The 26,873-nt window shown below is 42.2% G+C and carries 21 protein-coding genes; 17 read left to right on the plus strand and 4 right to left on the minus strand.

The annotated features are described in order from the left end of the window. Positions 1-62 precede the first annotated feature (62 nt). Positions 63-623 carry a TetR/AcrR family transcriptional regulator gene (locus AC3E6G_RS01850; RefSeq protein ID WP_490700308.1) on the minus strand — a complete coding sequence of 187 codons (561 nt, stop codon included), beginning with the start codon at positions 621-623 and terminating at the stop codon, positions 63-65. A 544-nt stretch (positions 624-1,167) separates the two neighbouring features. Here AC3E6G_RS01850 and AC3E6G_RS01855 point away from each other — a divergent pair. The 4 genes from AC3E6G_RS01855 (at position 1,168) to AC3E6G_RS01870 (ending at position 6,103) form a co-directional block, all read left to right on the plus strand. Next, a complete protein-coding gene (locus tag AC3E6G_RS01855; RefSeq protein WP_154853467.1) occupies positions 1,168-1,869 on the plus strand; it encodes an ABC transporter ATP-binding protein in 702 nt (233 codons plus the stop codon). An 11-nt stretch (positions 1,870-1,880) separates the two neighbouring features. Then, positions 1,881-4,598 (plus strand): FtsX-like permease family protein, encoded by a 2,718-nt coding sequence (locus tag AC3E6G_RS01860; RefSeq protein ID WP_490700309.1) that lies wholly within the window; start codon positions 1,881-1,883, stop codon positions 4,596-4,598. Positions 4,599-4,667: 69 nt separating this feature from the next. Continuing rightward, on the plus strand, positions 4,668-5,510 hold the full coding sequence (locus tag AC3E6G_RS01865; RefSeq protein ID WP_485789640.1) for a metallophosphoesterase family protein: 843 nt from the start codon (positions 4,668-4,670) through the stop codon (positions 5,508-5,510). Between the two features lie 143 nt (positions 5,511-5,653). Continuing rightward, positions 5,654-6,103: an Rrf2 family transcriptional regulator gene (locus AC3E6G_RS01870; RefSeq protein WP_023023935.1), complete on the plus strand. Its 450-nt coding sequence runs from the start codon at positions 5,654-5,656 to the stop codon at positions 6,101-6,103. 393 nt (positions 6,104-6,496) lie between these two features. Here the strand turns inward: AC3E6G_RS01870 and AC3E6G_RS01875 are convergent, their stop codons facing one another. Together AC3E6G_RS01875 and AC3E6G_RS01880 are read right to left on the minus strand one after the other, a co-directional pair. Further along, entirely contained in the window at positions 6,497-6,799 is a 303-nt protein-coding gene (locus tag AC3E6G_RS01875; protein WP_490700310.1) for a cytochrome O ubiquinol oxidase, read from the minus strand. Between the two features lie 24 nt (positions 6,800-6,823). Continuing rightward, entirely contained in the window at positions 6,824-7,906 is a 1,083-nt protein-coding gene (locus tag AC3E6G_RS01880; RefSeq protein WP_490700311.1) for a M24 family metallopeptidase, read from the minus strand. A 160-nt stretch (positions 7,907-8,066) separates the two neighbouring features. Between AC3E6G_RS01880 and ccpA the strand changes: the two genes are divergently transcribed. The 4 genes from ccpA (at position 8,067) to thrS (ending at position 13,816) form a co-directional block, all read left to right on the plus strand. After that, positions 8,067-9,071, plus strand: a complete 1,005-nt coding sequence (gene ccpA, locus AC3E6G_RS01885) for a catabolite control protein A (RefSeq protein WP_490700312.1) — start codon at positions 8,067-8,069, stop codon at positions 9,069-9,071. Between the two features lie 95 nt (positions 9,072-9,166). Beyond that, the gene (locus tag AC3E6G_RS01890) at positions 9,167-10,165 is read left to right on the plus strand and encodes an LTA glycolipid anchor biosynthesis glycosyltransferase, IagA/BgsA family (protein WP_006597024.1); all 999 of its coding nucleotides are present in this window, start codon (positions 9,167-9,169) and stop codon (positions 10,163-10,165) included. 1 nt (position 10,166) lies between these two features. Continuing rightward, positions 10,167-11,489, plus strand: coding sequence for a glycosyltransferase family 4 protein (locus AC3E6G_RS01895; protein ID WP_490700313.1), 1,323 nt, complete (start codon positions 10,167-10,169; stop codon positions 11,487-11,489). A gap of 383 nt (positions 11,490-11,872) precedes the next feature. Further along, a complete protein-coding gene (gene thrS / locus AC3E6G_RS01900; protein WP_490700314.1) occupies positions 11,873-13,816 on the plus strand; it encodes a threonine--tRNA ligase in 1,944 nt (647 codons plus the stop codon). A gap of 360 nt (positions 13,817-14,176) precedes the next feature. Here the strand turns inward: thrS and AC3E6G_RS01905 are convergent, their stop codons facing one another. After that, positions 14,177-15,226, minus strand: coding sequence for a DUF389 domain-containing protein (locus AC3E6G_RS01905; RefSeq protein WP_490700315.1), 1,050 nt, complete (start codon positions 15,224-15,226; stop codon positions 14,177-14,179). Between the two features lie 575 nt (positions 15,227-15,801). On the opposite strand from AC3E6G_RS01905, the gene yycF reads away from it, so the two are divergent. The 9 genes from yycF to ftsY all read left to right on the plus strand — a co-directional run bounded on the left by yycF (position 15,802) and on the right by ftsY (position 26,778). Beyond that, entirely contained in the window at positions 15,802-16,503 is a 702-nt protein-coding gene (gene yycF / locus AC3E6G_RS01910) for a response regulator YycF (RefSeq protein WP_048689541.1), read from the plus strand. Further along, complete coding sequence (gene vicK / locus AC3E6G_RS01915) at positions 16,496-17,842, plus strand: cell wall metabolism sensor histidine kinase VicK (protein WP_154857663.1); 1,347 nt, start codon at positions 16,496-16,498, stop codon at positions 17,840-17,842. Before yycF ends, vicK begins: the two co-directional genes overlap by 8 nt. Before the next feature lie 8 nt (positions 17,843-17,850). Beyond that, on the plus strand, positions 17,851-18,660 hold the full coding sequence (locus AC3E6G_RS01920; protein ID WP_048689535.1) for an MBL fold metallo-hydrolase: 810 nt from the start codon (positions 17,851-17,853) through the stop codon (positions 18,658-18,660). Between the two features lie 57 nt (positions 18,661-18,717). Then, positions 18,718-19,107 carry a YbaN family protein gene (locus tag AC3E6G_RS01925; protein ID WP_490700316.1) on the plus strand — a complete coding sequence of 130 codons (390 nt, stop codon included), beginning with the start codon at positions 18,718-18,720 and terminating at the stop codon, positions 19,105-19,107. A gap of 158 nt (positions 19,108-19,265) precedes the next feature. Continuing rightward, the gene (gene rnc, locus AC3E6G_RS01930) at positions 19,266-19,967 is read left to right on the plus strand and encodes a ribonuclease III (protein WP_048689531.1); all 702 of its coding nucleotides are present in this window, start codon (positions 19,266-19,268) and stop codon (positions 19,965-19,967) included. Continuing rightward, entirely contained in the window at positions 19,958-23,503 is a 3,546-nt protein-coding gene (gene smc, locus AC3E6G_RS01935) for a chromosome segregation protein SMC (RefSeq protein ID WP_490700317.1), read from the plus strand. The genes rnc and smc overlap by 10 nt, the downstream gene beginning before the upstream one ends. After that, a complete protein-coding gene (locus AC3E6G_RS01940; protein ID WP_490700318.1) occupies positions 23,493-24,290 on the plus strand; it encodes an HAD family hydrolase in 798 nt (265 codons plus the stop codon). Before smc ends, AC3E6G_RS01940 begins: the two co-directional genes overlap by 11 nt. Beyond that, complete coding sequence (locus AC3E6G_RS01945; protein WP_490700319.1) at positions 24,287-25,108, plus strand: Cof-type HAD-IIB family hydrolase; 822 nt, start codon at positions 24,287-24,289, stop codon at positions 25,106-25,108. The genes AC3E6G_RS01940 and AC3E6G_RS01945 overlap by 4 nt, the downstream gene beginning before the upstream one ends. Next, positions 25,108-26,778 carry a signal recognition particle-docking protein FtsY gene (gene ftsY, locus AC3E6G_RS01950; protein ID WP_490700320.1) on the plus strand — a complete coding sequence of 557 codons (1,671 nt, stop codon included), beginning with the start codon at positions 25,108-25,110 and terminating at the stop codon, positions 26,776-26,778. The genes AC3E6G_RS01945 and ftsY overlap by 1 nt, the downstream gene beginning before the upstream one ends. The last annotated feature ends 95 nt before the right edge of the window (positions 26,779-26,873 follow it).

The raw sequence follows: 26,873 nt of genomic DNA on the forward strand, positions 1-26,873 counted from the left end.
GTTGAGGTTCCAGCTAGTTGCTCTTATCCATAAAAAAAGAAAACTTTCGTTTTCTCATTTTCTTATTCTGTTATGGGTTGGTTCCAAGTGGTAAAGTCAGTCACACTTAATACGACTGTCGCGATTTCGATCGGCTCTTCTTTTGCACCAGTTGACAACCATTTTGTGATTACGGCTTCAATCGTAGCTGCAAAGATCTCAACAGCATACTTATAAGGAACTTGGAATTTATTAACCAAATGATCTTTAGCATGTGGAGTATCGTCAAGAAGTTGCAGGGTGAATTTTTTCATTAGAAAATGAAATTCTTGGTAATCCATCTGCATCAAGGCATAGATAAAGTCATAATTATCTTGAATATATTGAAGTGAGGCAAGAAAATTTGCTCGATTGACGGTGCTTGTAGCGAAAAGTTCTCCCAACTCGCCTAAGAGTTCAGATTTTAGCTGGTTGAACATATCTTGTTTGTCTACATAATGGAGGTAGAAGGTACCTCGATTAATGCCGGCTTCCTTTGTTAGTTGGCTAATTGTAAGGCTTTCAAGTGATTGTTCAAGAAGCAGGCGTGATAGGGCGCTTCGGATAGCATTTTTAGAATTCGTTTTTCTCTTTTTTCGGGTCATAGTTCCTCCTTTATCATGTAGTTTGGTATAAATGTTGTTCACTAATCATCATATTATACAGAAATCAAATTTATTCATCAACAGAATAAAATTTTAGTATCATTCTATAAGTCTAAAAAGCTTAAAATCAGGTCTTATTCTTATACTGAGAAAGCCATTTTGGAAAGATTATAAAATTTTTTCCCAGATCTACTTTCAAAGGGGCTATTATATAAAAATGAAAGAATAACTTGAAATATCAGTTATTTAAACGATCATAACAATTCATACTTATTTGTTATTATATCACAAACTAAGGAGAGGAGGGCAGATGATGCTTGGAGATTTCTATATCAGGAACTAGATAAGACCAAGCTTTTTCCTCGTCTATTTTTGCATAGAAAAGTATTAGTTTCTCGGATGGCTTTATTCATAAAATAGAGGAAATGCATCCCTCACAAATTTCTTGTTTTTTAGTCGTTTTAAGGGATTGATTGTTCTTGGTCTTCCGGAAAAAAAGGACTATAATAAAGATAGGAACTTGTGTTTAAGTGGGAGAAAAGATATGGCTTATATTGAGATGAAACATAGTTATAAACGCTATCCGTCAGGAGAAACTGACATCATTGCCAATAAAGATGTTACTTTTGAAATAGAGAAAGGCGAATTGGTCATCATTTTGGGGGCATCAGGCGCAGGAAAATCAACAGTCCTCAATATTTTGGGAGGTATGGATACCAATGATGAAGGGGAGGTACTAGTGGATGGGAAAGCCATCTCAAGCTTCTCCTCGCACCAACGAACGGATTATCGCAGAAATGATGTTGGTTTTGTCTTCCAGTTTTATAATCTCATTCCCAATTTGACAGCCAAGGAAAATGTTGAATTGGCTTCTGAAATTGTTTCTGATGCCTTAGACCCTGAACAAGTCTTGAGAGAGGTTGGATTGGGTGAGCGTTTGAACAACTTCCCAGCCCAGCTATCTGGTGGGGAACAACAACGGGTAGCCATTGCGCGCGCAGTGGCTAAGAACCCTAAGATTCTCCTTTGTGATGAACCAACAGGGGCTTTAGACTACCAAACCGGTAAACAGGTTTTAAAGATTCTTCAGGACATGTCTCGTAAAAAAGGGGCAACAGTGATTATCGTCACCCATAATGCTTCTTTAGAACCAATAGCCGATCGTGTCATTCAGATGCATGATGCCCAAGTAAAATCGGTGACCATCCATAACACTCCACTAGATATCGATAGCCTAGAGTATTAGGGAGGTTGTTCATGAAGCGAAAAGTATATTGGAAAGATCTATGTCATTCCTTTACCAGTTCCAAAGGGCGCTTTTTGTCCATTTTAACGCTGATGATGCTGGGTACCTTAGCCTTGGTCGGTTTAAAAGTAACGACCCCAAATATGCATCGGACTGCCCAGCGCTTTATAGACCAACAAGAGATGTTGGACCTAGCTGTCATGGGAGATCTAGGTTTGGATAAGACTGACCAGGAAGAGCTACAAGGATTGACGGGGGCCAGCTTGGAGTTTTCCTACCTGACAGATGTGACGCTTGACGGAAAGGACGAAGCTGTTCGACTTTTTTCCATTCCAGAAACCATCTCACGCTTTCAGCTGACTTCAGGACGGCTTCCGCAGAAGGAAGATGAGGTCGCTCTAGCAGCGTTTTGGAAAGATCGTTACCAGATTGGGGATCAGCTAAGGATACATGAAAAAGCTGGAAGTCCATCTGTTTTAAAGACAAAAAACTATCGAATTGTTGGCTTTGTAAAGTCTGCTGAGATGTGGTCCGAAAAAGACTTGGGACAAGCTAGGAGTGGGAGTGGTTCCTTGGATGCCTATGGCGTCCTCTCAAAAGAAGCCTTTACTAGTCCTGTTTATAGCCTTGCTCGGATTCGGTTTGATGATTTGAGGGGGTTCAATCCATTCTCAACCAGCTATCAAGATCGTCTGGCCTCCCATCAAAAGGAACTGGAAGAACTCTTAGCTGGAAATGGTCAGGAGCGCTATCGAAAGCTACAGGCTGATGGGAAACAAAAGATCCAAAAAGGGCAAGAAGAACTTGATGCTGCCAACAAACAGTTAGCAGACGCACGCGAAAAGGCAGGTCAAGCACAGACACAACTAACGGAGCAATCCAATAAACTGAATCAACTGTCTACACTCTTGCCCAAGGAAGAACTAGAAACAAGGCGACTCGAGTTGGCAGAAGCTCAAAAGCAACTAGATCAGCAATTGGTCAACATTCAGACAGGTGAATCGGAACTAGCAACTAAACAGAAGGACCTGGAAAAGGCCAAGGAAGATCTGAAAAATATAGAGCAACCAAACTATCATGTCTATGATCGAAAAACCATTCCAGGTGGCCAGGGTTACCTCATGTATAGTAATGCCAGTGCCAGTATCTCCGCCGTAGGCAATCTATTTCCTGTGGTACTCTACGCAGTCGCTGCCATGGTCACGTTTACGACCATGACTCGTTTTGTTGATGAAGAACGGAGCCATGCGGGCTTGTTCAAAGCCTTGGGCTATCGAACGAAAGATATCTTAGCAAAGTTTCTCTTGTATGGCTTGGTTGCTGGAACAGTTGGGACAGGCATCGGAACTCTTCTCGGTCATTATGTTTTATCTGGAACCATTTCGCAAATTATTACGCAGGGGATGGTCGTAGGAACTAGTCAACAGTATTTTTATGGGTCCTATAGCTTATTAGCCTTGGGGCTCTCCCTTCTTTCTAGCGTCTTTCCAGCTTATCTAGTCGCTAAGAGAGAGTTGAAGGAAGAAGCCAGTCACCTCCTCCTTCCAAAACCGCCAGTTTCCGGATCCAGTATTTTGCTCGAACGGCTACCGTTTTTGTGGAAACGTCTGAGTTTCACCCAAAAGGTGACCGCTAGAAATATTTTTCGCTATAAACAGCGGATGGTGATGACCATATTTGGTGTTGCTGGTTCGGTTGCTCTTCTTTTTGCGGGCTTGGGGATTCAATCCTCAGTCGGTGGAGTACCCCAACGCCAGTTTGGGGAAATCCTCAAGTACGATATGATTCTCTCGACCAAATCCAGCCTGACAGACGAAGAGGAAGAATCCTTGAAGAAGCGCTTGAAGCAAGCAGATATTAAAGAGACAGAAGCCATCTTTACAAAACAAGTGGAGGCTTCTTATCCTTCCGGACGTGGAAAACAAAGCATGACCTTAATGGTGTCCTCTAAAGACAGCTTGGAACCCTTTATCAATCTCCGCTCAGAAGAGAGAAGACTTGACCTATCCAATGGGGCGGTGATTACCAGTAAATTAGCGCAGCTGGCCAAGGTGGGCGTTGGAGATGACTTGCGGATAGATGGCCATACGATTAGGGTGGCTGCGATTGCCGAAAATTATGTAGGCCATTTTGTCTATATGAATCAAGCGACCTATCAGAAAACCTATGGAAAAAGCGCTGAGATGAATGCCTATTTGGTCCGATTACAGTCTTCTTCTCAGCAGTTCGTCCAGAAGGTCAGTCGGGACATGATGGAAGAAGGGGCGGTGCTTGCTGTTACGCAAAATACTTCCTTGATTTCTCTCTTCAGTTCTGTAGCCCAATCATTGAATAAGACCATGATGATTTTAGTTCTGGTATCTATTTTGCTAGCGATGGTTATTTTGTATAATTTGACCAATATCAATGTGGCAGAACGAATCCGTGAGTTATCCACCATTAAGGTCCTCGGCTTCCATCATCAAGAAGTTACCCTTTATATTTATCGAGAAACCATCCTCTTGTCTCTTGTAGGGATAGGATTGGGTTTGCTAGGAGGCTTTTATCTCCATCGCTTCTTGATTGCTATGATCGCCCCAGATGCCATTCTCTTTTATCCGCGGGTAGCCCTTGGTGTCTATCTTTATCCTATCGCTGGGGTCATTCTGATCCTAGCTAGCTTAGGAATCTTGGTCAATCATCATCTTCGCAAGGTAGACATGCTGGAGGCTTTGAAATCTGTTGAATAAAAAAAGAAACTTCTACCCTAGGGTGGAAGTTTTTTAGAGCTTTGGTATAATGAAAGAAGGAGAAGAGACATGACAAAAATTGCTTTGCTTTCGGATATACATGGGAATACAACTGCTTTAGAGGCTGTGCTTGAAGATGCCAAGCGGGCAGGTGTAGAAGAATACTGGTTATTAGGGGATGTCCTTATGCCGGGGACTGGTAGACGACATCTTTTGAACCTACTTGAAGAATTGCCTATCACCGTACAGATTTTAGGAAATTGGGAAGATAGCTTGTGGCGAGCGATGAAGGGGATGCTGGATCCATCAAGGGCTAGTCACCGTTATTTGATGCGCCATTGTCAGTATATCTTAGAAGAAATTCGTCCAGAAGAAATAGAGGCCATGCAAAGTCTGCCCATGCAAGTGCATCGGGAAGTTTCTGGCTTAATAGTGGGCATCACCCATCATCTGCCAGACAAAAACTGGGGACGCGAATTGATCCATATAGGAGACCAGAAAGATTTTGATCGCCTCGTAACCAATCCCCCTTGTGATCTAGCAGTCTATGGTCATATCCACCAACAATTTTTCCGATATGGAAGTGGTGGAGAGCTCATCTTGAATCCGGGTTCTATCGGCCAACCCTTCTTTTTGCAAGCCAATCTTCGAAAGGATCTCCGGGCCATGTATGCTATTCTAGAGTTTGATGAATCGGGTTTGAAAGATGTTGACTTTCGGCGGGTTTCCTATGACATTGAGAAAGAACTCCAACTCGCTAAGGATCTGAAACTCCCTTACTTCCAAGTTTACTATGAAAGTTTAGTCAATGGGATCCACCATACTCATAATCATGAGCTTCTTCATGAAATAGCCCAGCGAGAGGGACACAATGTAGAAGTAGATGCATGGTTAAGAGATTTTTTCAACTAGTGTAACAGTTGACATTACAACAAATAAGGGTATAATAGACTAAAAGAAAGAACTTTAACGTCTGAAGAGTAAATGTATCTAGTTATTGATGGCTTTAGATCCAGTTTAAGACATCCCTATTTAGATGGAAGAGAGGAGTATCCATGCAAATTTCAAGTCGTTTTACCATTGGAACCCATGTATTAGTCATGATTGCTTTAAAAGGAGATTGCACCAAGGTGACCAGTGATATGATTGCTGGCAGTGTTGGGGTGAACCCGGTCATTATTCGGAAGACCTTGTCTCAATTAAAAAAGGCAGGCTTGATCCATGTGGCGCGTGGAACAGGTGGGGCCGAGATGGCCAAAGAATTAGAAGCTATTAGTTTGTTAGATATCTACCAGGCTGTTGAATGCCTTGGGAAGACTGGTCAATTATTTGGTTTCCACGAGCATCCAAATCCAGCTTGTCCGATTGGAAATAGCATCCATGGCGTCCTAGATGGGAAGCTGGAAAAGATTCAATTGGCCATGGAAAAGGAAATGGCTCAGACCAGCCTCAAAGAAGTAGTGGAGCAAACCAAGAAACAAATGGAGCTAGCAACCGTTTCTTGATTTGAGTCTGTAAGAAACTTGATGTAAAAAAGCCTTTCAGTATATACTGAAAGGCTTTGAATGTAGACAAACTACTTTTTACTTAAGATAGCTAGGTAATTTTTCAAAAAACTATTATGTTGCTTTGAATCATTAAAGCATATCCGAAACTTTCCGCCGTGAGAAAAATGCTTGAAACGTTTTCGTTTCAAGCACTCGGGAGTTTTGAAACCTTAGGTTCAAAACTAAGTCATGGAACTTCGTAGAAGTTCGCTGACGTCCGTACTCACCTAAGGAAAGTTTCTAGGAATACTATTGCTTTAATCTGAGCCTCTCAGTGTAAACTGAAAGGCTTTTTTGTTGAATGAAATGATTTAAAGTTTATCTAATTTTTATTTTTTAATAAATAAGACACTAACTAGAATAAATCCATGTCCAGTAACGATTTGGAATGAACATGAAGGAAGAACGATCGCGGAAAGCAATACGTTGCCCTGTTTCCTCATCAATCATATACCGAACTTGATCGGAAACAAATTTCTTTGTTAGCAAATAATTGACTGCTGCAGCAAGAATCCCCAACATACATCCTAAGATGATACTATCTGTACTCTTATTTACATTAAGATGCAGGAAGGAATAAATCATATTCGCCAAAGCTCCTCCAATCATAAGAGCGAGGGGAACGAGCAAGCCTTTACCACGCCAAACAATCATACAACAATCTTCTCATTATCTAACTTAATCAAAATACAGCAAGTCTTTGCTGGTTTCGGTAAAGAGGCCAAAGCCATCTTTTGTGACATAGCCACAGTCTTCAATCCGAACTCCGACTTTTCCAGGGATGTAGATGCCTGGTTCGACTGAGAAGCACATGCCTTCTTCGATGACCATGTCATTTCCTTCCATGATAGAAGGGAATTCATGCACATCCATTCCGATACCGTGTCCAAGGCGGTGGTTGAAGTATTCGCCGTATCCTGCTTTTTCAATGACGCTCCGGGCAGCACGGTCTACGTCATGTGCTGTTACACCTGGTTTGATCATATCTAGGGCAGCCTGTTGAGCTTCTAAAGTCAAGTGGTAGATTTCTTTCTTGAAGTCATTGGGTTTTCCAACAGCGACTGTTCGCGTCATATCTGAAGCATAGCCATTCACCATACAGCCCAAGTCAAAGAGAAGAAGAGCATCTTTTTCAATTTTGTTGCTTCCAGGAATGCCGTGTGGGTTGGCTGCATTATTACCAGTCAAGACCATAGTTTCAAAGCTCATTTCATAGCCCAAGCGTTTGATGCCAAAGTCGATTTCTGCGACGATATCAGTCTCGGTTTTATCCAGTGAGATGGCGTCAAATCCCATATTGACAGCCTTATCCGCATATTGACCAGCAACTAACATCTTTTGGATCTCATCAGCAGATTTAATCAAGCGCATGCGGTTAATCCGAGGGCTGAGATTGGTAAATGTTGCTTGTTCAAAGACTGAACGAAGCCCATGGTACTTGGTCAAAATCAAATTATCAAATTCCAAAGCGACCTTTTTGGCTTCTGGATTAGCGCTAGCCCCTTTGATTTTTTCCCAAGGATTTTCAGAATCCACATAGCCTACCACTTGGAAATCCACAACTGCAGTCGCCCGTTCTACCTCAAGAGCAGGGACAAAAAGAAGCGGTTCGTGGTCTGGATAGACGAACAAGAAGAGCTGACGTTCGTGGGGATCACTGTAAAATCCAGTGAGGTAATTGATAGTGACAGGATCGGATACAACAGCAACCTCTGTTTTTTCAGTTTCAAGAAATGCTACAATTTGATCTAATTTAGACATAAGCTACCTTCTTTCTATTGATAATATTTTGTCAAATTTTTCCTAAAAAATCAAGAGTTTGCAAAAAGATGTTAAAATGCTTGAAAGTGTTTACAATAAGTGATAAAATAGTTGTTATAGAAGACTGAAAACGAAATTTTCAATAAAGAAAGGAAGTAATATGAATACAGACGATACTGTAACCATTTACGACGTTGCCCGAGAGGCGGGGGTCTCAATGGCGACTGTTAGCCGTGTCGTGAACGGAAATAAGAACGTTAAGGAAAATACTCGTAAAAAAGTATTGGAAGTCATTGAACGTTTGGACTATCGTCCGAATGCAGTAGCTCGTGGACTTGCGAGTAAGAAAACCACAACGGTAGGTGTTGTGATTCCAAATATTACCAATAGTTATTTCTCTACTCTGGCAAAGGGGATCGATGACATTGCTGAAATGTACAAGTACAACATCGTCCTTGCCAACAGCGATGAAGACGATGATAAAGAAGTTTCTGTTGTCAATACTCTTTTCTCAAAACAGGTCGATGGGATTATCTTCATGGGTTATCACTTGACAGAAAAGATTCGTTCAGAATTCTCTCGTTCTCGGACACCGGTGGTCCTTGCTGGGACAGTTGATGTCGAACATCAATTGCCAAGTGTCAATATCGATTACAAGCAAGCGACAGTAGACGCGGTTACACTATTGGCTAAACGAAATAAAAAGATTGCTTTTGTAAGTGGACCATTAGTAGATGATATCAACGGTAAGATTCGCTTGGCTGGCTACAAAGATTCTTTGAAAGCAAAAAAATTGTCTTACAGTGAAGGCTTGGTCTTTGAGTCTAAGTACCGCTATGAAGAAGGCTATAACTTGGCTGAACGCATCATTGCATCTAAAGCAACAGCAGCCTTTGTAACTGGGGATGAATTGGCAGCAGGCTTGCTTAATGGTCTAGCTGATCAAGGTGTGAACGTACCGGAAGATTTTGAGTTGATTACCAGTGATGATTCACAAATTACACGCTACACTCGTCCAAACCTTTCAACTGTTGGCCAACCACTTTATGATTTGGGGGCTATCAGTATGCGGATGCTGACAAAAATTATGCATAAGGAAGAATTGGAAGAAAGAGAAGTTCTTCTTGCCCATACCATTAATCATCGTGGAACTACGAAGAAGTAAAAATCATAGGAAGCCAAGGCTTCCTTTTTTCTTGTCTCGGTATGAATCTCCGGTAAAACTTGAAGGGGTCTGCTAAATCAGGTATAATAGAGGGTATGAAAGTTTTACTGTATCTTGAAGGAAAATCCGTTTTACAAAAATCCGGGATTGGTCGTGCCCTCCAACACCAGATGCATGCCTTGGATTTGGCTGGAATCCCCTATACTACGGATATTTTAGGAGATTACGATGTGGTCCATATTAATACCTATGGTCCTCGGAGTTTGTTGCTATTACATGCTGCCAAACGTCGGGGGAAAAAGGTCATCATGCATGGACATTCCACACGGGAAGATTTCCAAAATTCATTTATCGGGTCCAATTTATTTGCTCCCTTATTTGGCAAATATTTGGCTCATATGTATAAAAAAGCCGATTTTATTATTACCCCTTCAGAGTATTCGAAACAACTGATTCAGTCCTATGGAGTCAAGACTCCAATAGTCGCTGTTTCCAATGGGATTGATTTGTCTAAATATAAAAAAGATCCCAAAAAAGAAGAGGTTTTTCGGAAGCACTTTAATATCCAAGAAGGAGAGAAGGTCGTTTTATGTGCGGGTCTCTACTTTAGACGAAAAGGGATTGAAGACTTTGTAGAAGTGGCTCGTCGGATGCCAGATGTCCGCTTTATTTGGTTGGGATCGATTAATAAATGGTTGATTCCTCGGGCTATTCGTCGTCTGGTCGAGAAAGATCATCCAAGCAATGTTGAATTCCCTGGCTATTTTAAAGGAGCTGTATTCCAAGGGGCCATGACAGGTGCGGATGCCTTCTTCTTCCCGTCTTACGAGGAAACGGAAGGGATTGTTGTCCTAGAGGCCTTAGCGGGTCACCAGCATGTCGTCCTCCGGGATATTCCAGTTTATCATGGTTGGGTGGACCAAGAGTCAGCAGAATTATGTCATTCAGTGGATGAGTTTGTGGACTCTCTTGAAAAAGTCTTGTCTGGTCAAGTGGACAAGCGCGATGCAGGGGATCGAGTCGCTCAAAGTCGCTCAATTGATTTGGTAGCGGATCAGCTAGTGAAAGCCTATCAGCAAGTATTGGAGATGTAATATGCGTATTGGATTATTTACAGATACTTATTTTCCGCAGGTATCGGGGGTTGCGACCAGTATTCGAACCCTAAAAACAGAATTGGAGAAGTTGGGACATACGGTTTTTATCTTTACGACGACGGATAAGGATGTCAACCGCTATGAAGACTGGCAAATTATCCGCATTCCAAGTATCCCTTTCTTTGCTTTTAAGGATCGGCGAATTGCTTATCGCGGCTTTACCAAGGCTTTGGCCATTGCCAAACAATACAAACTGGATATGATCCATACACAGACGGAGTTTTCTTTAGGACTACTCGGGGTTTGGATTGCTAAGGAGCTTCGGATTCCAGTGATTCATACCTATCATACCCAGTATGAAGATTATGTGCGTTATATTGCCAAGGGGATGGTTATCCGACCAAGTATGGTCAAATACATTGTTCGTGGTTATATGAATGACTTGGATGGGGTCATCTGTCCGAGTGAGATTGTCTATGATCTCTTGCTGAAATACAAGGTCAAGGCCGAAAAACGGATTATTCCGACAGGAATTGAGCTGGCGAAGTTTGAACGACCTGAAATCACACAAGTGGAGACGCAAGCCCTTCGTGAAAAATTAGGGATTCAAGAGGGTGAAATCATGCTCTTGAGCTTGTCACGGGTTTCTTACGAGAAAAATATCCAAGCCGTTATTGCGGCCTTGCCTAAAGTGTTAGAAGAAAATGCGCATATTAAATTGATTGTGGCTGGAGATGGGCCTTATCTAGATGATTTAAAAAAACAAGCGACCAAGCTTGGTGTGTCAGATGCGGTCGTCTTCACAGGAATGATTCCACCAAACGAAACAGCTCTTTACTATAAGGCGGCAGATTTCTTCATTTCAGCTTCGACTAGTGAGACGCAAGGCTTGACCTATTTAGAGAGTATCGCTAGTGGGACCCCCCTAATTGCTCAAAGTAATCCTTACTTAGATAATGTAATCAATGATCGGATGTTCGGAATCTTGTATGACCAGGAAGAAGATTTGGCAGCAGCTATTTTAGAAGCGACCTTAGCCACACCAGAAAAAGATGAGGCTAAGTGGGAGGAGAAGCTTTATGAAATTTCTTCGACAAATTTTGGTCGCAGGGTCTATGAGTTCTATCTGGATGCCATTATTTCGAAAGATTTTTATAATGAACGTCATCCTGAGGAAAGCCGTACCAAACGGGTGACCAAGTCTATTGTGAAAATTCCAAAAAAAGTTATCGCTATGCCTGTGAATGGGTCTGTGAGAATCATGAAGGGTTCCTTTAAACAGGTGAAAAAGATTCGCAACATTACCAAGTTATTGGATTAGAGTTCATCTCAAAAGCTAGGGGGCCTAAAGTAAGGCTCCTGGCATAGGGGATAGGAAGCTTTTTCCTCTTGCAAAATATTTCAATCGTGCTATAATACTAGTCAGAGACATATCAAATCTAGGAAATCTAAAAGAGAGCGCGTGGGGCTGGAAATCGCGTAGAGGATAGGTTTGGGACTACTCGGTGAACTTTTTATGCAAACATAAAACGGTGGCCACGTTAGAGCCAATCAGAGGTGTTCCTCTTTTTTGAGGAACATAAATGAAGGTGGAACCACGTTGCGACGTCCTTTCGAGGAGGTCGCTTTTTTGTTTTTTTGATGAAGAAATCAAAAAGAGTTTCACTATAACTAAGATATTTAAAAATTTATAAGGAGAAGATTATGATTAAGATTACTTTCCCAGATGGCGCTGTTCGTGAATTCGAATCTGGCGTTACAACTTTTGACATTGCCCAATCCATCAGCAATTCCCTAGCTAAAAAAGCTCTTGCTGGTAAATTTAACGGCAAATTGATTGATACCACTCGTGCTATCACCGAAGATGGAAGCATCGAAATCGTGACACCTGATCACGAAGATGCTCTTCCAATCTTGCGTCACTCAGCTGCTCACTTGTTCGCTCAAGCCGCTCGTCGCCTCTTCCCAGACATTCACTTGGGAGTTGGTCCAGCTATCGAAGATGGTTTCTACTACGATACAGATAACCAAGCTGGTCAAATCTCTAACGAAGACCTTCCTCGCATCGAAGAAGAAATGCAAAAAATCGTTAAGGAAAACTTCCCATCAGTCCGTGAGGAAGTGACTAAAGACGAGGCGCGTGAAATCTTCAAAAACGATCCATATAAATTGGAATTGATCGAAGAGCACTCAGAGGACGAAGGTGGCTTGACCATCTACCGTCAAGGTGAATACGTAGACCTTTGCCGTGGCCCACACGTCCCATCAACAGGCCGCATCCAAATCTTCCACCTTCTCAATGTAGCTGGTGCCTACTGGCGTGGAAATAGCGACAACGCTATGATGCAACGGATCTACGGTACAGCTTGGTTTGACAAGAAAGACTTGAAGAACTACCTTCAAATGCGTGAAGAAGCTAAGGAACGTGACCACCGTAAACTTGGTAAAGAGCTTGACCTCTTCATGATTTCTCAAGAAGTTGGTCAAGGACTTCCATTCTGGTTGCCAAATGGTGCGACTATTCGTCGTGAGTTGGAACGCTACATTGTCGATAAAGAGTTGGCTTCTGGCTACCAACACGTCTACACTCCACCACTTGCTTCTGTTGAGCTTTACAAGACTTCTGGTCACTGGGATCATTACCAAGAAGACATGTTCCCAACTATGGACATGGGTGACGGGGAAGAATTCGTCCTTCGTCCAATGAACTGTCCACACCACATTCAAGTCTTCAAACACCATGTTCACTCATACCGTGAATTGCCAATCCGTATCGCTGAAATCGGAATGATGCACCGCTATGAGAAATCAGGTGCTTTGACTGGTCTTCAACGGGTGCGTGAAATGTCTCTCAACGACGGTCACCTCTTTGTGACTCCAGAACAAATTCAAGAAGAATTCCAACGTGCTCTTCAGTTGATTATCGATGTTTATGAAGACTTCAACTTGAATGAATACCGTTTCCGCCTCTCTCTTCGTGACCCTCAAGATACTCACAAGTACTTTGATAACGATGAAATGTGGGAAAATGCCCAAACCATGCTTCGTGCTGCCCTTGATGAAATGGGCGTTGACTACTTTGAAGCTGAAGGTGAAGCTGCCTTCTACGGACCAAAATTGGATATCCAGGTGAAGACTGCCCTTGGAAAAGAAGAAACCCTCTCCACTATCCAGCTTGACTTCTTGCTTCCAGAACGCTTCGACCTTAAATACATCGGAGCTGATGGTGAAGAACATCGCCCAGTTATGATCCACCGTGGGGTTATCTCAACAATGGAACGCTTCACAGCTATCTTGATTGAAAACTACAAGGGTGCCTTCCCAACATGGCTTGCACCACATCAAGTAACCCTCATCCCAGTATCTAACGAAAAACACGTGGACTACGCTTGGGAAGTAGCTAAGAAACTCCGTGACCGTGGTGTCCGTGCTGATGTGGATGAACGTAATGAAAAAATGCAATTCAAGATCCGTGCATCACAAACTAGCAAGATTCCTTACCAATTGATCGTTGGTGACAAGGAAATGGAAGATGGAACTGTCAACGTTCGTCGCTATGGACAAAAAGAAACAAACACTGTGTCAGTAGATGAGTTTGTAGCAACTATCCTAGCTGATATCGCCAACAAATCTCGTGTTGAGAAATAAAACGATAAAACCTGGGATAAAAATTCCAGCTACCTAAAAAAGAGGTTGGGACAAAAGATCCCGACCTCACTTTTTATTAGCAATCAAAGTTTGACGAGGTAGCTGATTGAACTTTTTGTTCGTCTTTTAGACTCCAAAAAGCTCCTAATCATCCTCGCGGGGCTGGGACTACGAAATCGAGACTTTGTCTATCGATTTCTGTCCCACCGCATTTTTATATTTTGTTTAACCTGAGCTAGTAGTGATTGGTCAAACCACCACAAATAGTATCCTCATCAATAATCCTTTCTATCCATTAACTTTTGGATATAGGATATCCTCCCAAGATTTGCTTCCATGAGTTAGATGAGTTGATTATCCTCAATCCTTGTCTGCCTCATTTTCTTTTACGAGATCGTTTTGTGAATCTTTTTCAGAGAGTTTTTGATCGATATACTTGTCAATGTTTTCGTAAAATTCCTTGGTCGCCTCACTATCTAATTTTATCGAATTATGGACTTGATTGACTTTCAATTGAACAGATTCAATACCGTAAGAGGCTTGTTTTTGGCGAATGGTTTCTAATTCTTCTTCTGAAATCGGATCTCCAACAACTGTCAAGACCAATTCATTATTCCTTGACTTGTAGACTTGATTAATGACCGTATGATTAGCGAACTCTTTTCCTACAAACTGTTTGATCCCTTCTTTTCGCGCTTGATCCATCGTCAGAGTGACTGCTGAATAGCAGGCTGGAAGGACCAATAATACAATCAAGGATATCAACCCAATTTTCATTTTAATGTTTAGCTCATTAAATGAACTTAAGGGAGATTTTCTCATCAAAATTCTTGTTCCAACAATGTTGATTAGCATGATAAAGACACAGTTGATCAAGAAAAGATAGAGAGCTCCAAATAAGAACCGTACATTTCCATTAGCTAAACCATAACCTGCAGTACAGATAGGTGGCATTAGAGCAGTTGCAATGGCTACTCCTGGCACGATATTGTTTGCTTCTTTTTTTCTTGAACCAATAAAGCCTGCTATCCCACCAGCAATAGCAATGAGAACATCCCAAATGGTTGGAGAGGTTCGTGCAATCAATTCGCTACTTGCATAAGATAAGGGAGAAATCCAGAAATATAGAGTCGAGACAAGCAAACTGACCAATACTTGAGTAAATAAAACCCCTAGAGATTGCTTGATTAAACGCGTATCAAAAATAGCTAAACCAAACCCCAGTCCAATAATCGGTGTCATAAGAGGGGAAATCAGCATGGCTCCAATAATGACAGCTGTTGAATTCATATTTAGACCTATAGAGGCAATAAAAATCGAACACATCAAAATCACTGTATCTCTTAATCGAACATGAAGGTCATCATATAGTTTCTCGCGGAATTCACGTGTTGAATAGTTTCTGGTCATTGGTTACTCCTTTTATTTCATATAATCTTGTTTCTGCATGGATGATGGTAGAGAGACTTATGTCCAATTTGACATATTTTTAATTCTCATTTGTAATTCTTTTGAACATTATCTTTTAAATATCCATCAGTCCATCCTACATATTATATCAAAAATTTTACAGCCTTTTTCTGAAGAAATCTATCAATTGAACATATAGAGAAAGTCAGAAATTTTAGATTCCTTATTCAAAAAAGGAAGAACGGTATCTCCTCTGAAAGAAGATACCGTTTTAATATTTAAACATGATGAGTGTGTTGCAACAATCCTAGGTGATATCGCCAACAAATCCCGTGTTGAAAAATAACAGATAGAAAAGCTAGGCTTCAAACCTAGCTTTTTTGTGGATTGAAAATAATTATTCAAGCGCTGTTTTAGTGGCCTCTATCTTGTGATTATTATTTTTTCCATTGCATAACCTTTTTCTTTCTCTTTCTTTACAAATCAAAGTATAACTCCCATTTTTCAAAGAAATTTGCTATAATGAAAGGACAGAGATTTGAAGAAGCAAAGAAAAAATAGAAGTAGGTACATGTATGAAGAAAATTCTTGTTGTAGATGATGAAAAGCCGATTTCGGATATTATAAAATTCAATATGGCCAAAGAAGGCTATGAAGTCTTGACTGCCTTCGATGGGAAAGAAGCACTGGCTGTTTTCGAAGCTGAGAACCCAGATATTTTGATCTTAGACCTCATGCTTCCTGAAATTGACGGCTTGGAAGTGGCGCGTACCATTCGGAAGACTAGTAATGTGCCGATTATTGTTCTTTCTGCCAAAGATACAGAATTTGATAAGGTTATCGGTCTTGAAATTGGGGCGGATGACTATGTGACCAAGCCATTCTCAAATCGTGAGCTTCAAGCTCGCGTAAAAGCTTTGTTGCGTCGGACAGAACTAACGGTAGAATCACAAACAGAGTCTACATCAGATTCAGAGATTGTGATTGGGGATTTGAAAATCATTCCGGATGCCTTCCTTGCTCAGAAAAAGGGCAAAGAGCTTGAGTTGACCCATCGCGAATTTGAGTTGCTCTATCACTTGGCAACCCATGTAGGCCAAGTCATGACTCGTGAGCATTTGCTGGAAACAGTCTGGGGCTACGATTATTTTGGTGATGTTCGGACAGTGGACGTAACGATTCGACGTTTGCGTGAAAAAATCGAAGATATTCCTGGCCGTCCAGAGTATATTTTAACGCGCCGTGGTGTCGGTTACTATATGAGAAATAATGATTAATCACATCAAAGAAGTCATGACCTCTTATAATTTTGTTTTTATTTTAATCACTCTTGGATTCATTATCGTGGTAGCCTTACTGATCCTGGAAAATCGGCGAGACAACATGAAGCTACGCTTGTTGAATGATAAGATTAAGAGTTTGATTGCTGGAGAGTATTCGGATATTATTGATTTACAAGGAGGTCCAGAACTAACAGAGATTTCCAACAATATCAATGATTTATCTGAAGTGATTCGTTTGACGCATGAAAATCTGGAACAAGAAACCAAGCGCTTGACCAGTATTCTTTCCTATATGACAGATGGGGTCTTAGCGACCAATCGTCGGGGGCAAATTATCTTGGTCAATGAAATGGCGGCAAAACAACTCAATGTTGTGGTCGAAGAGGTCATGAACATCAGTATTCTAGATCTGCTTGGCATTAGTGAAGAGTATGAACTGCGTGACTTGATTACCAATGTTCCAGAATTGACTATCGATTCGCAGGATGAAAATGGGGAGTACATCTCTTTACGGGTTCGCTTCGCTTTGATCCGGAGAGAGTCTGGTTTTATTTCTGGTCTGGTTGCCGTCTTGCATGACACAACCGAACAGGACAAGGAAGAGCGGGAACGTCGTTTATTCGTATCCAACGTTAGTCATGAACTCCGAACACCACTGACCAGTGTTAAATCTTACCTGGAAGCCTTGGATGACGGAGCCATTTCGGAGCCAGTTGCACCGGAATTTGTCAAAGTATCTTTGACAGAGACCAACCGGATGATGCGGATGGTGACGGATCTATTAAGTCTTTCACGGATCGATAATGAAACTAGTCAATTGGATGTTGAATTGACCAACTTTACAGCCTTCATCACCTTCATTTTGAACCGCTTTGATAAGATGAAGAACCAGGCTGGCGAGAAGAAATATGATATTGTTCGTGATTATCCAATTTCGCCTGTCTGGGTTGAAATTGATACAGACAAGATGACACAGGTCTTAGACAATATCTTAAATAACGCTATCAAATATTCCCCAGATGGTGGGGAAATTCGTGTGGGGATGAAAACAACAGATGCCCAGTTGATTATTTCGATTTCGGATGAGGGCTTAGGGATTCCTAAAAAGGACCTGCCACGAATTTTTGATCGCTTTTATCGCGTGGATAAGGCACGTAGTCGCGCCCAAGGTGGGACTGGTTTAGGACTGGCTATTGCCAAGGAAATTATCAAGCAACACAAAGGATTTATCTGGGCCAAGAGTGAATATGGAAAAGGTTCTACTTTCACGATTGTCCTACCATATGATAAAGATGCTATCCTGGATGATGGATGGGATAATGAGGATGAATAAGAAAACTAATGGATGAAAAAGGGTTTAAATATAGTATTTTAGCTTCAGGATCGAGTGGTAATTCGTTTTACTTAGAGACTCCTAAGAAGAAAATTCTAGTAGATGCAGGCTTGTCCGGGAAGAAAATTACAGGTTTGCTTGCAGAGATTGATCGCAAACCCGAAGATCTTGATGCTATTTTAATCACACATGAACATTCGGATCACATTCATGGCGTTGGTGTGCTAGCTCGTAAATACGGGATGGACCTATACGCCAATGAAGCTACCTGGAAGGCCATGGAGGGAAGCAAGTACCTTGGGAAGGTCGATGATTCCCAGAAACATTTATTTGAAATGGGCAAGACCTTAACCTTCGGGGATTTGGATGTGGAAAGTTTTGGTGTTAGCCATGATGCTGCGGCTCCCCAGTTCTACCGGTTCATGAAAGATGGGAAGAGCTTTGTCATGCTGACGGATACAGGTTATGTCAGTGATCGAATGGCAGGGATTGTTGAAAATGCAGATGGCTATTTGATCGAGTCCAACCACGATGTAGAAATCCTACGGGCAGGCTCTTATGCTTGGCGATTAAAGCAACGGATCTTATCCGATTTGGGTCACCTCTCTAATGAAGATGGCGCAGATGCCATGATTCGGACCCTAGGCAATAAGACCAAAAAGATTTATCTGGGCCACTTATCCAAGGAAAACAATATCAAGGAATTGGCCCATATGACCATGGTTAATCAACTGGCTCGAGCGGATCTAGCAGTGGGGCACGATTTTGACGTCTTGGATACATCTCCAGATACAGCGACTCCATTAGTAGATATCTAGATGATTAAAAAAGGAGATGAGCTCATCTCCTTTTTAGGTCAGTAGTGTAGGCTTAAAATGAGCAGAAGGATAGGAGCAGTTAGTTTGAAATACGTGTATATAACAGTAGGGTTTATTTCCTTAGGATTAGGGATTATTGGGATTCCATTACCTATTTTACCAACGACCCCGTTTCTTTTATTAGCTATGGCTTGTTTTGCCAAGAGTTCTCAACGCTTTGAAAAATGGTTGCATGGGACCAAGTTGTACCAAACTTATGTAGCGGATTATCGGGAAACAAAGTCGATCTCTAAAAAGCGGAAAAAAAGAATTATTCTACAAATTTATCTTTTGATGGGGATTTCCATTTACCTGGCACCACTCTGGTTTGTGAAATTGGGTCTACTGGGATTAACTGTTTTTATCAGTTATTATTTGTTCAAAGTGATTCCGGATAAGGAAGAATGATATAAGGACAGAATAGGTCCTAAATCCTATCGTGAAAACAAGGGAAAGGAGTGCGATACGCACTCTTTTTTGGTATAATAGGGGGGTGTATCTTTTGGACAGAATAGGTTACAGGATTCGATCCAGATGCATAAATGAAGAAAGAAAGTAGTAACGTGATGCAAGCCTTATATAACCTCCTTGCTGAGAAATTTCGTCTGACTTTTGACGATACAGAATTGTTGGAAACAGCTTTTACACATACCTCATATGCGAATGAGCATCGCCTCTTAAAAATTTCACATAATGAACGTTTGGAATTTTTAGGAGACGCTGTTCTCCAGTTAGTGATTTCCGAATATTTATTTGCCCTCTATCCAAGTAAGCCAGAGGGTGATTTGTCAAAAATGCGTTCCATGATTGTTCGTGAGGAAAGCCTGGCAGGTTTTTCCCGTGATTGTGGTTTCGATCAATTTATCAAACTTGGCAAGGGAGAGGAAAAATCTGGTGGACGGAACCGCGACACCATCTTAGGAGATTTGTTTGAAGCTTTTTTAGGAGCCTTGCTCTTGGATAAGGGAGTAGAGATGGTGCGGAACTTCATTCAGCAAGTCATGATTCCTAAAGTCGAGGCAGGTCAATTTGAGCAAGTGATTGACTATAAGACGCGCTTGCAAGAAATCCTTCAAATCCATGGGGATGTACTGATTACCTATGAAGTGACGAGTGAGTCAGGACCGGCTCATGCCAAGGAGTTTGAAGTGCAAGTATCTGTCAATGGGAAAATCATCGGTCAAGGACGTGGCAGGTCTAAAAAGGCTGCAGAGCAAGAAGCAGCAAAAAAAGCAGTGGAGAATAAGGTGGATCCCTCATGTATTTAAAGGAAATTGAGATTCAAGGATTTAAGTCTTTCGCAGATAAGACCCGGGTCATCTTTGACCAAGGGGTAACCGCAGTGGTTGGCCCTAATGGATCTGGAAAATCAAACATTACGGAAAGTCTGCGTTGGGCCTTAGGGGAATCGAGTGTCAAGAGCCTACGTGGTGGCAAGATGCCGGACGTGATTTTTGCTGGGACTGAAACTCGGAAACCCTTAAACTACGCCTGCGTAACGGTAGTACTGGATAACCGGGATGGCTTTATCAAACAAGCTGCTAAAGAAATCCGAGTGGAGCGTCATATTTATCGCTCGGGTGATAGTGAATACAAGATTGATGGCAAGAAAGTCCGTTTGAGAGATGTCCATGATCTCTTTATGGATACTGGACTGGGGAGAGATTCTTTCTCTATTATTTCTCAAGGGAAGGTTGAAGAAATCTTTAATTCCAAACCAGAAGAGAGACGGGCTATTTTTGAGGAAGCCGCTGGGGTTCTTAAATTTAAGACGCGTCGCAAGGAAACAGAATCTAAGTTGGTTCAGACCCAGGATAATTTGGACCGTCTGGAAGACATTATTTTTGAGTTAGAGGGACAAATCAAACCTCTTGAGAAGCAAGCCCTTGTGGCCAAACGTTTCTTAGAATTGGATCAACAACGCCAAGTTCTTTATCTGGATGTTTTGATTGCTCAAATTGAAGTCAATAAAAAAGACTATGATCAAGCTGTCCAAGAAGAAGCCTCCATCCAAGAGCAATTAAAGGCTTATTACCAGAAAAGAGAAGAGTATGAGGCGGAAAGTCTCCGATTGAAACAGAGTCGCCAGACCCTTCAACACCAATTGTCAGATGATCAAGCTAGCCTCTTGGAATTGACTCGTCTCTTAAGTGATTTGGAGAAACAAATCGAATTGGCACGCTTGGAGTCGCAACAGGTCGCTCGAAGTCGTCAGGAAAATCAAGAGCGGGTCAATAGTCTGGAAGAGCGCCTACAAGTTCTTCGGAACCAGTTGGAAGAAAAACAAGCCAATACAAAGAGTCTTCAAGAAGAACTGGAAAAGAGCCAAGTAGCTCTGGAAGGTCTGGAGAAAGAGTTGGCCAGCTTCTCAGAAGATCCAGATCAGGTGATCGATTATTTACGTGAAAAATACGTGGCCTTGATGCAGGATGAAGCGGAGCGATCAAACGAATTAACAACCATTGAAAATCAATTGGAAGCCTCAGCTCAATTGTCACAAAGTAAAAAGGAAGATTACCAAAATCAAATCCAAATGGTGACAGAATTGCAAGAAAAAGAGCAGGTTGCTCAAGAAGCTTATAAAGGAGCTCAAGAGCATCTGAAACTCTTGCTTGAGACCTATCAGTCAGAGGCAAAACGGTTTGAGGAAGCTCGCCAGGCTTATCAAGAAGCGCAAGCCAAGATGTTTGATTTACTGGATCAAAGCAAGGAAAAACAGGCTCGCATTAACAGTTTAGAGGCGATTCAAAAAAATCATAGTAATTTTTATGCGGGTGTGAAGAGTGTCTTACAAGAAGCGGCTCGCTTAGGTGGGATCGTCGGAGCTGTCAGTGAAAAACTTTCCTTCTCACCAGAGTATCAGACTGCCTTAGAGATTGCTCTAGGAGCCAGCAGTCAGCATATTATCGTAAAAGACGAAGGAGCAGCAACACGGGCAATCGAACATCTGAAGAAGAATCGCTCGGGTCGGGCAACCTTCCTTCCATTGACAACCATTAAACCACGCTACCTTGCAGGAAAGAATCAAGAACTGATTGAAGCCTGTCCAGGATTCCTAGGGATGGCTAGCAGTTTGGTGGACTATGATCCTTCCCTCGAGTCAATTTTCCAAAACCTTTTGGGTGTCACAGCTATTTTTGATACGATTGAGCACGCCAAGACGGCTGCTCGCAAGGTTGCCTACCAAGTTCGTATCGTGACGCTGGATGGAACTGAACTGCGCACAGGTGGTTCCTATGCAGGTGGTGCAAATCGAAGCAATAATTCGATTTTCATCAAGCCAGAACTGGATCGCTTGCACCAAGAATTGGCCTCTCTTCAGAAGAACTTGCGAGAAGTAGAAGGGCATGTTCAAGAGCAACAGGATCAAGTAAGCCAATCACAAGAAACACTAGAATCTTTGAAAAGCCAAGGAGAAGGGGCGCGACTAGAAGAGCAACGACTTCAATTGGCTTTTGAGCAAGCTCACCAGCAACTCTTGGATGCCCAAGAACTGTTAGAACTTATCCGTACAGAGCTGGATGAAGGTAGCGACCAGGAGCTCCTCCAAAAACGGGATCACTTGCAAGCGCGACTGAAAGAAATTGAGGCGGAAAAAGAGCAAGTCACTGCTGAGATTGAAGAAGTCAAGCTCAATAAAGATGTCGTTGTCGAGAAAATTGAAAATTTACGAGCAGCCATTGCCAAGCTCCAATTACAGAAAACAGAGTTGAAGAGTCGATTGACCTATGACCAGACAGATGCCGAACGCTTGCAGCAAGAGTTGGCTTCTACTGAACGGGAAATCCAAGCTCTCCAATATGCGATTGAGCAGGGAGAAGATCGACATGAGCAAATCGATGTTTCTGTCCTTGAAAAACAATTGCAAGCAACCCTTCAAGAGAAAACCGCTCTGGAGCAAGCTGTGATTCGTAAGCAATTTGAATTAGAGGATTTGGAAGGCCAGTCTGAAGATGTAGCGGGTCATATGGAGCAAGCCCGTCGTCAAAATGAGGAGTGGATTCGCCTACAGGCCAAAGCAGAATCCAATCGCGATCGATTGGCGGATAAGCTAAATAAATTGATGTTAGCTCTGACCGATGAATTCAAGATGAGTTTTGAAGAGGCATCTAATCAGGCCAACGAACTAGAAAATCTAGCCCAGTCTGAGCAAGTCTTAAAAGACTTGGAGAAAGCGATTAAAGCCTTAGGACCTGTCAATATTGATGCTATCGAACAATACGATGAGGTCAAGACTCGGTTTGATTTCCTTTCCAGTCAACGAGAAGATGTCTTGGCAGCGAAGAATCTTCTTCTTGAAACCATTAATGACATGAATGATGAGGTGAAAGAACGCTTTAAGTCTACGTTTGAAGCGATTCGTGAATCCTTCCGAATAACCTTTAAACAGATGTTTGGGGGAGGATCAGCAGATCTCATCTTGACGGATGGGGATCTCTTGTCAGCTGGGGTCGAGATTTCTGTTCAACCGCCAGGTAAGAAAATTCAATCCTTGAATTTGATGAGTGGTGGGGAGAAAGCTTTGTCAGCATTGGCGTTGCTCTTTTCAATCATTCGTGTCAAGACTATTCCATTTGTCATCTTGGATGAGGTAGAAGCGGCTCTAGACGAGGCTAATGTTAAACGTTTTGGGGATTACCTCAATCGTTTTGATAAGGAAAGTCAGTTTATTGTGGTCACCCACCGTAAGGGAACCATGGCTGCAGCAGATTCCATCTATGGAGTGACCATGCAAGAATCTGGAGTCTCTAAGATTGTATCTGTGAAGCTGAAAGATATAGAAGGAATGGATAATGGAAATTAAATTAGTCGCAACAGACATGGATGGGACCTTTTTGGATGAAAATCATCAATTTGATCAAGCTTTATTCCTAAAGGTATTAAAGAAGTTTCAAGAAAAAGGGATCTACTTTGCGGCAGCAAGTGGTCGGCCTCTCCTCTCTTTGAAGACAATCTTTAAAGAGGTTCAGGATCAGATTATTTTTATAGCTGAAAACGGCAGTGTTGTTGAGTTTCATGGTGAAGATGTCTATGAAGCGACCATGAGTCCTGAATTTTACCAAGCTCTGTTTGCCAAGTTACAAGAAAGTCCTTATTTCGATAAAAATAAGTGCTTGTTAACGGGAAAACGCGGGAGCTATGTTTTAAAGACCGTTGATCCAGACTATCTAGCTGCTTCGCAAAACTACAATGAAAATATTCAAATGGTGTCAGATTTTTCAGAAATTGATGATCTTGTCTTTAAGATGACCACCAATTTTGACCAAGAAGTATTAGCGGAAGGGGAAGCCTGGGTTACCCAAAATGTTGAGGGCGTTAAGGCTATGACCACTGGCTATGAGTGCATTGATATTGTCTTGGATTATGTGGACAAGGGAGTCGCCATCCAGGCCCTAATGGATCAGCTAGGCATTAGTAGAGATCAAGTCCTAGCTTTTGGGGATAACCTCAATGATCTTCATATGATGCAGGTTGTTGGTCATCCAATTGCGCCAGAAAATGCCCGTCCAGAGATTTTGGAATTGGCTGAAAAAGTATTAGCTCACCATTCGACAGGATCTGTCCTTCGCTTCATGGAGGAAGAATTATGAGTCAGATTAAGGTTATCGCACTAGACTTGGACGGTACTCTCTTAAACTCAGAGAAGAAAATCTCCCCTCGGAACTTAGCTGCCATTCGTGCAGCTCAAGAAAAAGGGGTCAAGGTAGTTTTGACGACGGGTCGTCCCCTCAAGGCTATGGATTTTCTGCTTCAAGAGATCGGGACTGCCGGCTTGTCAGATGAATACACCATTACTTTTAATGGTGGCTTGGTACAAAAGAATACAGGGGAGATCATTGCGAAGACAGTTTTCTCTCGAGATGATGTCGTCCGCATTTATGAGGAGACAGAGGCCCTTGGTTTGCCCCTAGATGCCATCAGCGAAGGGGTTGTTTATACACTTGTATCTGATCAAGAATCTCTTTACCCTCTCTATAATCCTTACTTGAACTTTATTCCCGTTTCTATTGAAGATTTGTCCAGTCAGATTTCCTACAATAAATGTGTAACGGCCTTTCAACAGGACTATTTGGATGGCGCTATTCCAAAGATTTCTCCTGAATTAAGGGAGCGTTTTGAGATTTTTAAATCCAGAGACATGCTCTTGGAATGGTGCCCCAAAGGAGTGCAAAAGGATCGAGGCTTGGAAGCTTTGGTGGAGTATTTAGGAATCGATGCTAGCCAAGTCATGGCCTGTGGAGATGAAGCCAACGATGCCAACATGTTAAAATGGGCAGGACTAGGAATCGCCATGGCCAATGCGGTGGATGAGGTGAAGGAGATTGCTACTCTAGTCTCGGACTACACCAATGATGAAGATGCAGTCGGAAGAGCGATTGAAGAATATGTATTGAAGGAGGGTCAATAATGGGATTATTTGACCGACTATTTGGAAGAAAAGAAGAAACAAAACCACAAGCCCAAGAACTTACAGAAGAGATTGGGGGAAGCGAGAAAGAAGCAAGTTCGCCAGCTGAGCAGGTATCACAAAAGGCTTCACAAAGTGATGAAGCTAAGATCTCGGCAATGGAAGCCTACTATGCGGAATTGAAAGAGCGGATGGCTACCGAATCAGCGCGATCATCGCAGGAGTCGACAGCATCTATTGAAGAAGAAGTTCCTTCAGAAGAGCCTGTAAATCAGGAAACAGCTATTGAGGAAGAGGGCTCTTCTCAACTAGAGCAAGCTACCTCTCCTGAGGAAGTAACCGAACCTGCTCCTGTTCCTGAAGAACAGACTATAGAAGTAGAAACGTTGCAAGAAGAGAATCTTGAAGAAGAGCCTCTGAATTCTTCATCAGATCTTGTCCAAGAAGCCTTTGATGAGGATGTTTTTGCAAAGAATGAAACAGAGGATGAGACTTCAAGTCTTTCCAAAGAACCCGAGGAAGTAATTGAAGAAGCAACTACTGAAAGTTCAGAGGAAGAAACAGGAGAGTTTGAAGAAGACACTCCAGTAGAAGAAACAACTAGCGAACCTGAAGATACAGAAGAGCTTGAAGCTGAATTGTCAGTAGAGGAACCTACTAGCGAACCTGAAATTTCAGAAGAAGTTGAAGAAGAGTCTTTAGTAGAAAAAACGACAAGTGAGCCAGAGCTTGCTCAACCAACAGAAACGGTTCAAGAAAAATACAATCGAAGCTTGAAGAAAACTCGGACTGGCTTTGGTGCTGCCCTAAATGCATTCTTTGCTAACTTCCGTTCTGTCGATGAAGAATTCTTTGAAGACTTAGAAGAACTCTTGATCATGAGTGACGTCGGAGTCCAAGTCGCTTCGAATCTGACGGAAGAGCTCCGCTATGAAGCACGCTTGGAAAATGCCAAGAAGCCGGATGCCTTGCGTCGAGTGATCATTGAAAAATTGGTGGATCTCTATGAAAAAGATGGCCAATACAATGAGCAAATCAACTTTAAGGACGGCTTGACCGTCATGCTCTTCGTCGGAGTGAATGGCGTTGGGAAAACCACTTCTATCGGAAAACTAGCTCATAAGTACAAGAAGGAAGGGAAAAAAGTGATGCTAGTCGCAGCAGATACCTTCCGGGCAGGAGCTGTTGCTCAGTTGGCTGAATGGGGACGTCGTGTGGATGTGCCCGTTGTCACAGGTCCTGAAAAATCAGATCCTGCAAGTGTGGTCTTTGATGGGATGGAACGAGCAGTGGCAGAACAAGTCGATGTTTTGATGATTGATACGGCTGGTCGCCTTCAGAATAAAGACAATCTGATGGCTGAATTAGAAAAAATCGGTCGCATTATCAAGCGCGTGGATCCTACAGCCCCTCATGAAACCTTCTTGGCCTTGGATGCGTCTACAGGACAAAATGCCCTGGTCCAAGCCAAGGAATTCTCTAAGATCACGCCGATTACTGGTATCGTCCTCACTAAGATTGATGGAACAGCTCGAGGAGGAGTGGTTCTTGCCATTCGAGAAGAATTGGATATTCCAGTGAAATTAATCGGTTTTGGTGAAAAAATTGATGACATCGGTGAATTCAATTCTGAAAACTTTATGCGTGGCTTGTTAGAAGGCTTGATATAAAAGAAAATCCTGCAAGAGTTCTTGCAGGATTGTTTTTGATTATTCTAAATGACCGTCTTTACGATAGGCGATATCTGGTTAGCGGCTTCTTCGTA

Source organism: Streptococcus sp. SCPM-O-B-23252 (M501) (assembly GCF_058200355.1).

What these genes read in the sequence shown, in the direction of transcription:
- AC3E6G_RS01850 (WP_490700308.1), bottom strand. Translation starts at nt 623, where the DNA reads ATGACCCGAAAAAAGAGAAAAACGAATTCTAAAAATGCTATCCGAAGC.
- AC3E6G_RS01855 (WP_154853467.1), top strand. Translation starts at nt 1,168, where the DNA reads ATGGCTTATATTGAGATGAAACATAGTTATAAACGCTATCCGTCAGGA.
- AC3E6G_RS01860 (WP_490700309.1), top strand. Translation starts at nt 1,881, where the DNA reads ATGAAGCGAAAAGTATATTGGAAAGATCTATGTCATTCCTTTACCAGT.
- AC3E6G_RS01865 (WP_485789640.1), top strand. Translation starts at nt 4,668, where the DNA reads ATGACAAAAATTGCTTTGCTTTCGGATATACATGGGAATACAACTGCT.
- AC3E6G_RS01870 (WP_023023935.1), top strand. Translation starts at nt 5,654, where the DNA reads ATGCAAATTTCAAGTCGTTTTACCATTGGAACCCATGTATTAGTCATG.
- AC3E6G_RS01875 (WP_490700310.1), bottom strand. Translation starts at nt 6,799, where the DNA reads ATGATTGTTTGGCGTGGTAAAGGCTTGCTCGTTCCCCTCGCTCTTATG.
- AC3E6G_RS01880 (WP_490700311.1), bottom strand. Translation starts at nt 7,906, where the DNA reads ATGTCTAAATTAGATCAAATTGTAGCATTTCTTGAAACTGAAAAAACA.
- ccpA (WP_490700312.1), top strand. Translation starts at nt 8,067, where the DNA reads ATGAATACAGACGATACTGTAACCATTTACGACGTTGCCCGAGAGGCG.
- AC3E6G_RS01890 (WP_006597024.1), top strand. Translation starts at nt 9,167, where the DNA reads ATGAAAGTTTTACTGTATCTTGAAGGAAAATCCGTTTTACAAAAATCC.
- AC3E6G_RS01895 (WP_490700313.1), top strand. Translation starts at nt 10,167, where the DNA reads ATGCGTATTGGATTATTTACAGATACTTATTTTCCGCAGGTATCGGGG.
- thrS (WP_490700314.1), top strand. Translation starts at nt 11,873, where the DNA reads ATGATTAAGATTACTTTCCCAGATGGCGCTGTTCGTGAATTCGAATCT.
- AC3E6G_RS01905 (WP_490700315.1), bottom strand. Translation starts at nt 15,226, where the DNA reads ATGACCAGAAACTATTCAACACGTGAATTCCGCGAGAAACTATATGAT.
- yycF (WP_048689541.1), top strand. Translation starts at nt 15,802, where the DNA reads ATGAAGAAAATTCTTGTTGTAGATGATGAAAAGCCGATTTCGGATATT.
- vicK (WP_154857663.1), top strand. Translation starts at nt 16,496, where the DNA reads ATGATTAATCACATCAAAGAAGTCATGACCTCTTATAATTTTGTTTTT.
- AC3E6G_RS01920 (WP_048689535.1), top strand. Translation starts at nt 17,851, where the DNA reads ATGGATGAAAAAGGGTTTAAATATAGTATTTTAGCTTCAGGATCGAGT.
- AC3E6G_RS01925 (WP_490700316.1), top strand. Translation starts at nt 18,718, where the DNA reads ATGAGCAGAAGGATAGGAGCAGTTAGTTTGAAATACGTGTATATAACA.
- rnc (WP_048689531.1), top strand. Translation starts at nt 19,266, where the DNA reads ATGCAAGCCTTATATAACCTCCTTGCTGAGAAATTTCGTCTGACTTTT.
- smc (WP_490700317.1), top strand. Translation starts at nt 19,958, where the DNA reads ATGTATTTAAAGGAAATTGAGATTCAAGGATTTAAGTCTTTCGCAGAT.
- AC3E6G_RS01940 (WP_490700318.1), top strand. Translation starts at nt 23,493, where the DNA reads ATGGAAATTAAATTAGTCGCAACAGACATGGATGGGACCTTTTTGGAT.
- AC3E6G_RS01945 (WP_490700319.1), top strand. Translation starts at nt 24,287, where the DNA reads ATGAGTCAGATTAAGGTTATCGCACTAGACTTGGACGGTACTCTCTTA.
- ftsY (WP_490700320.1), top strand. Translation starts at nt 25,108, where the DNA reads ATGGGATTATTTGACCGACTATTTGGAAGAAAAGAAGAAACAAAACCA.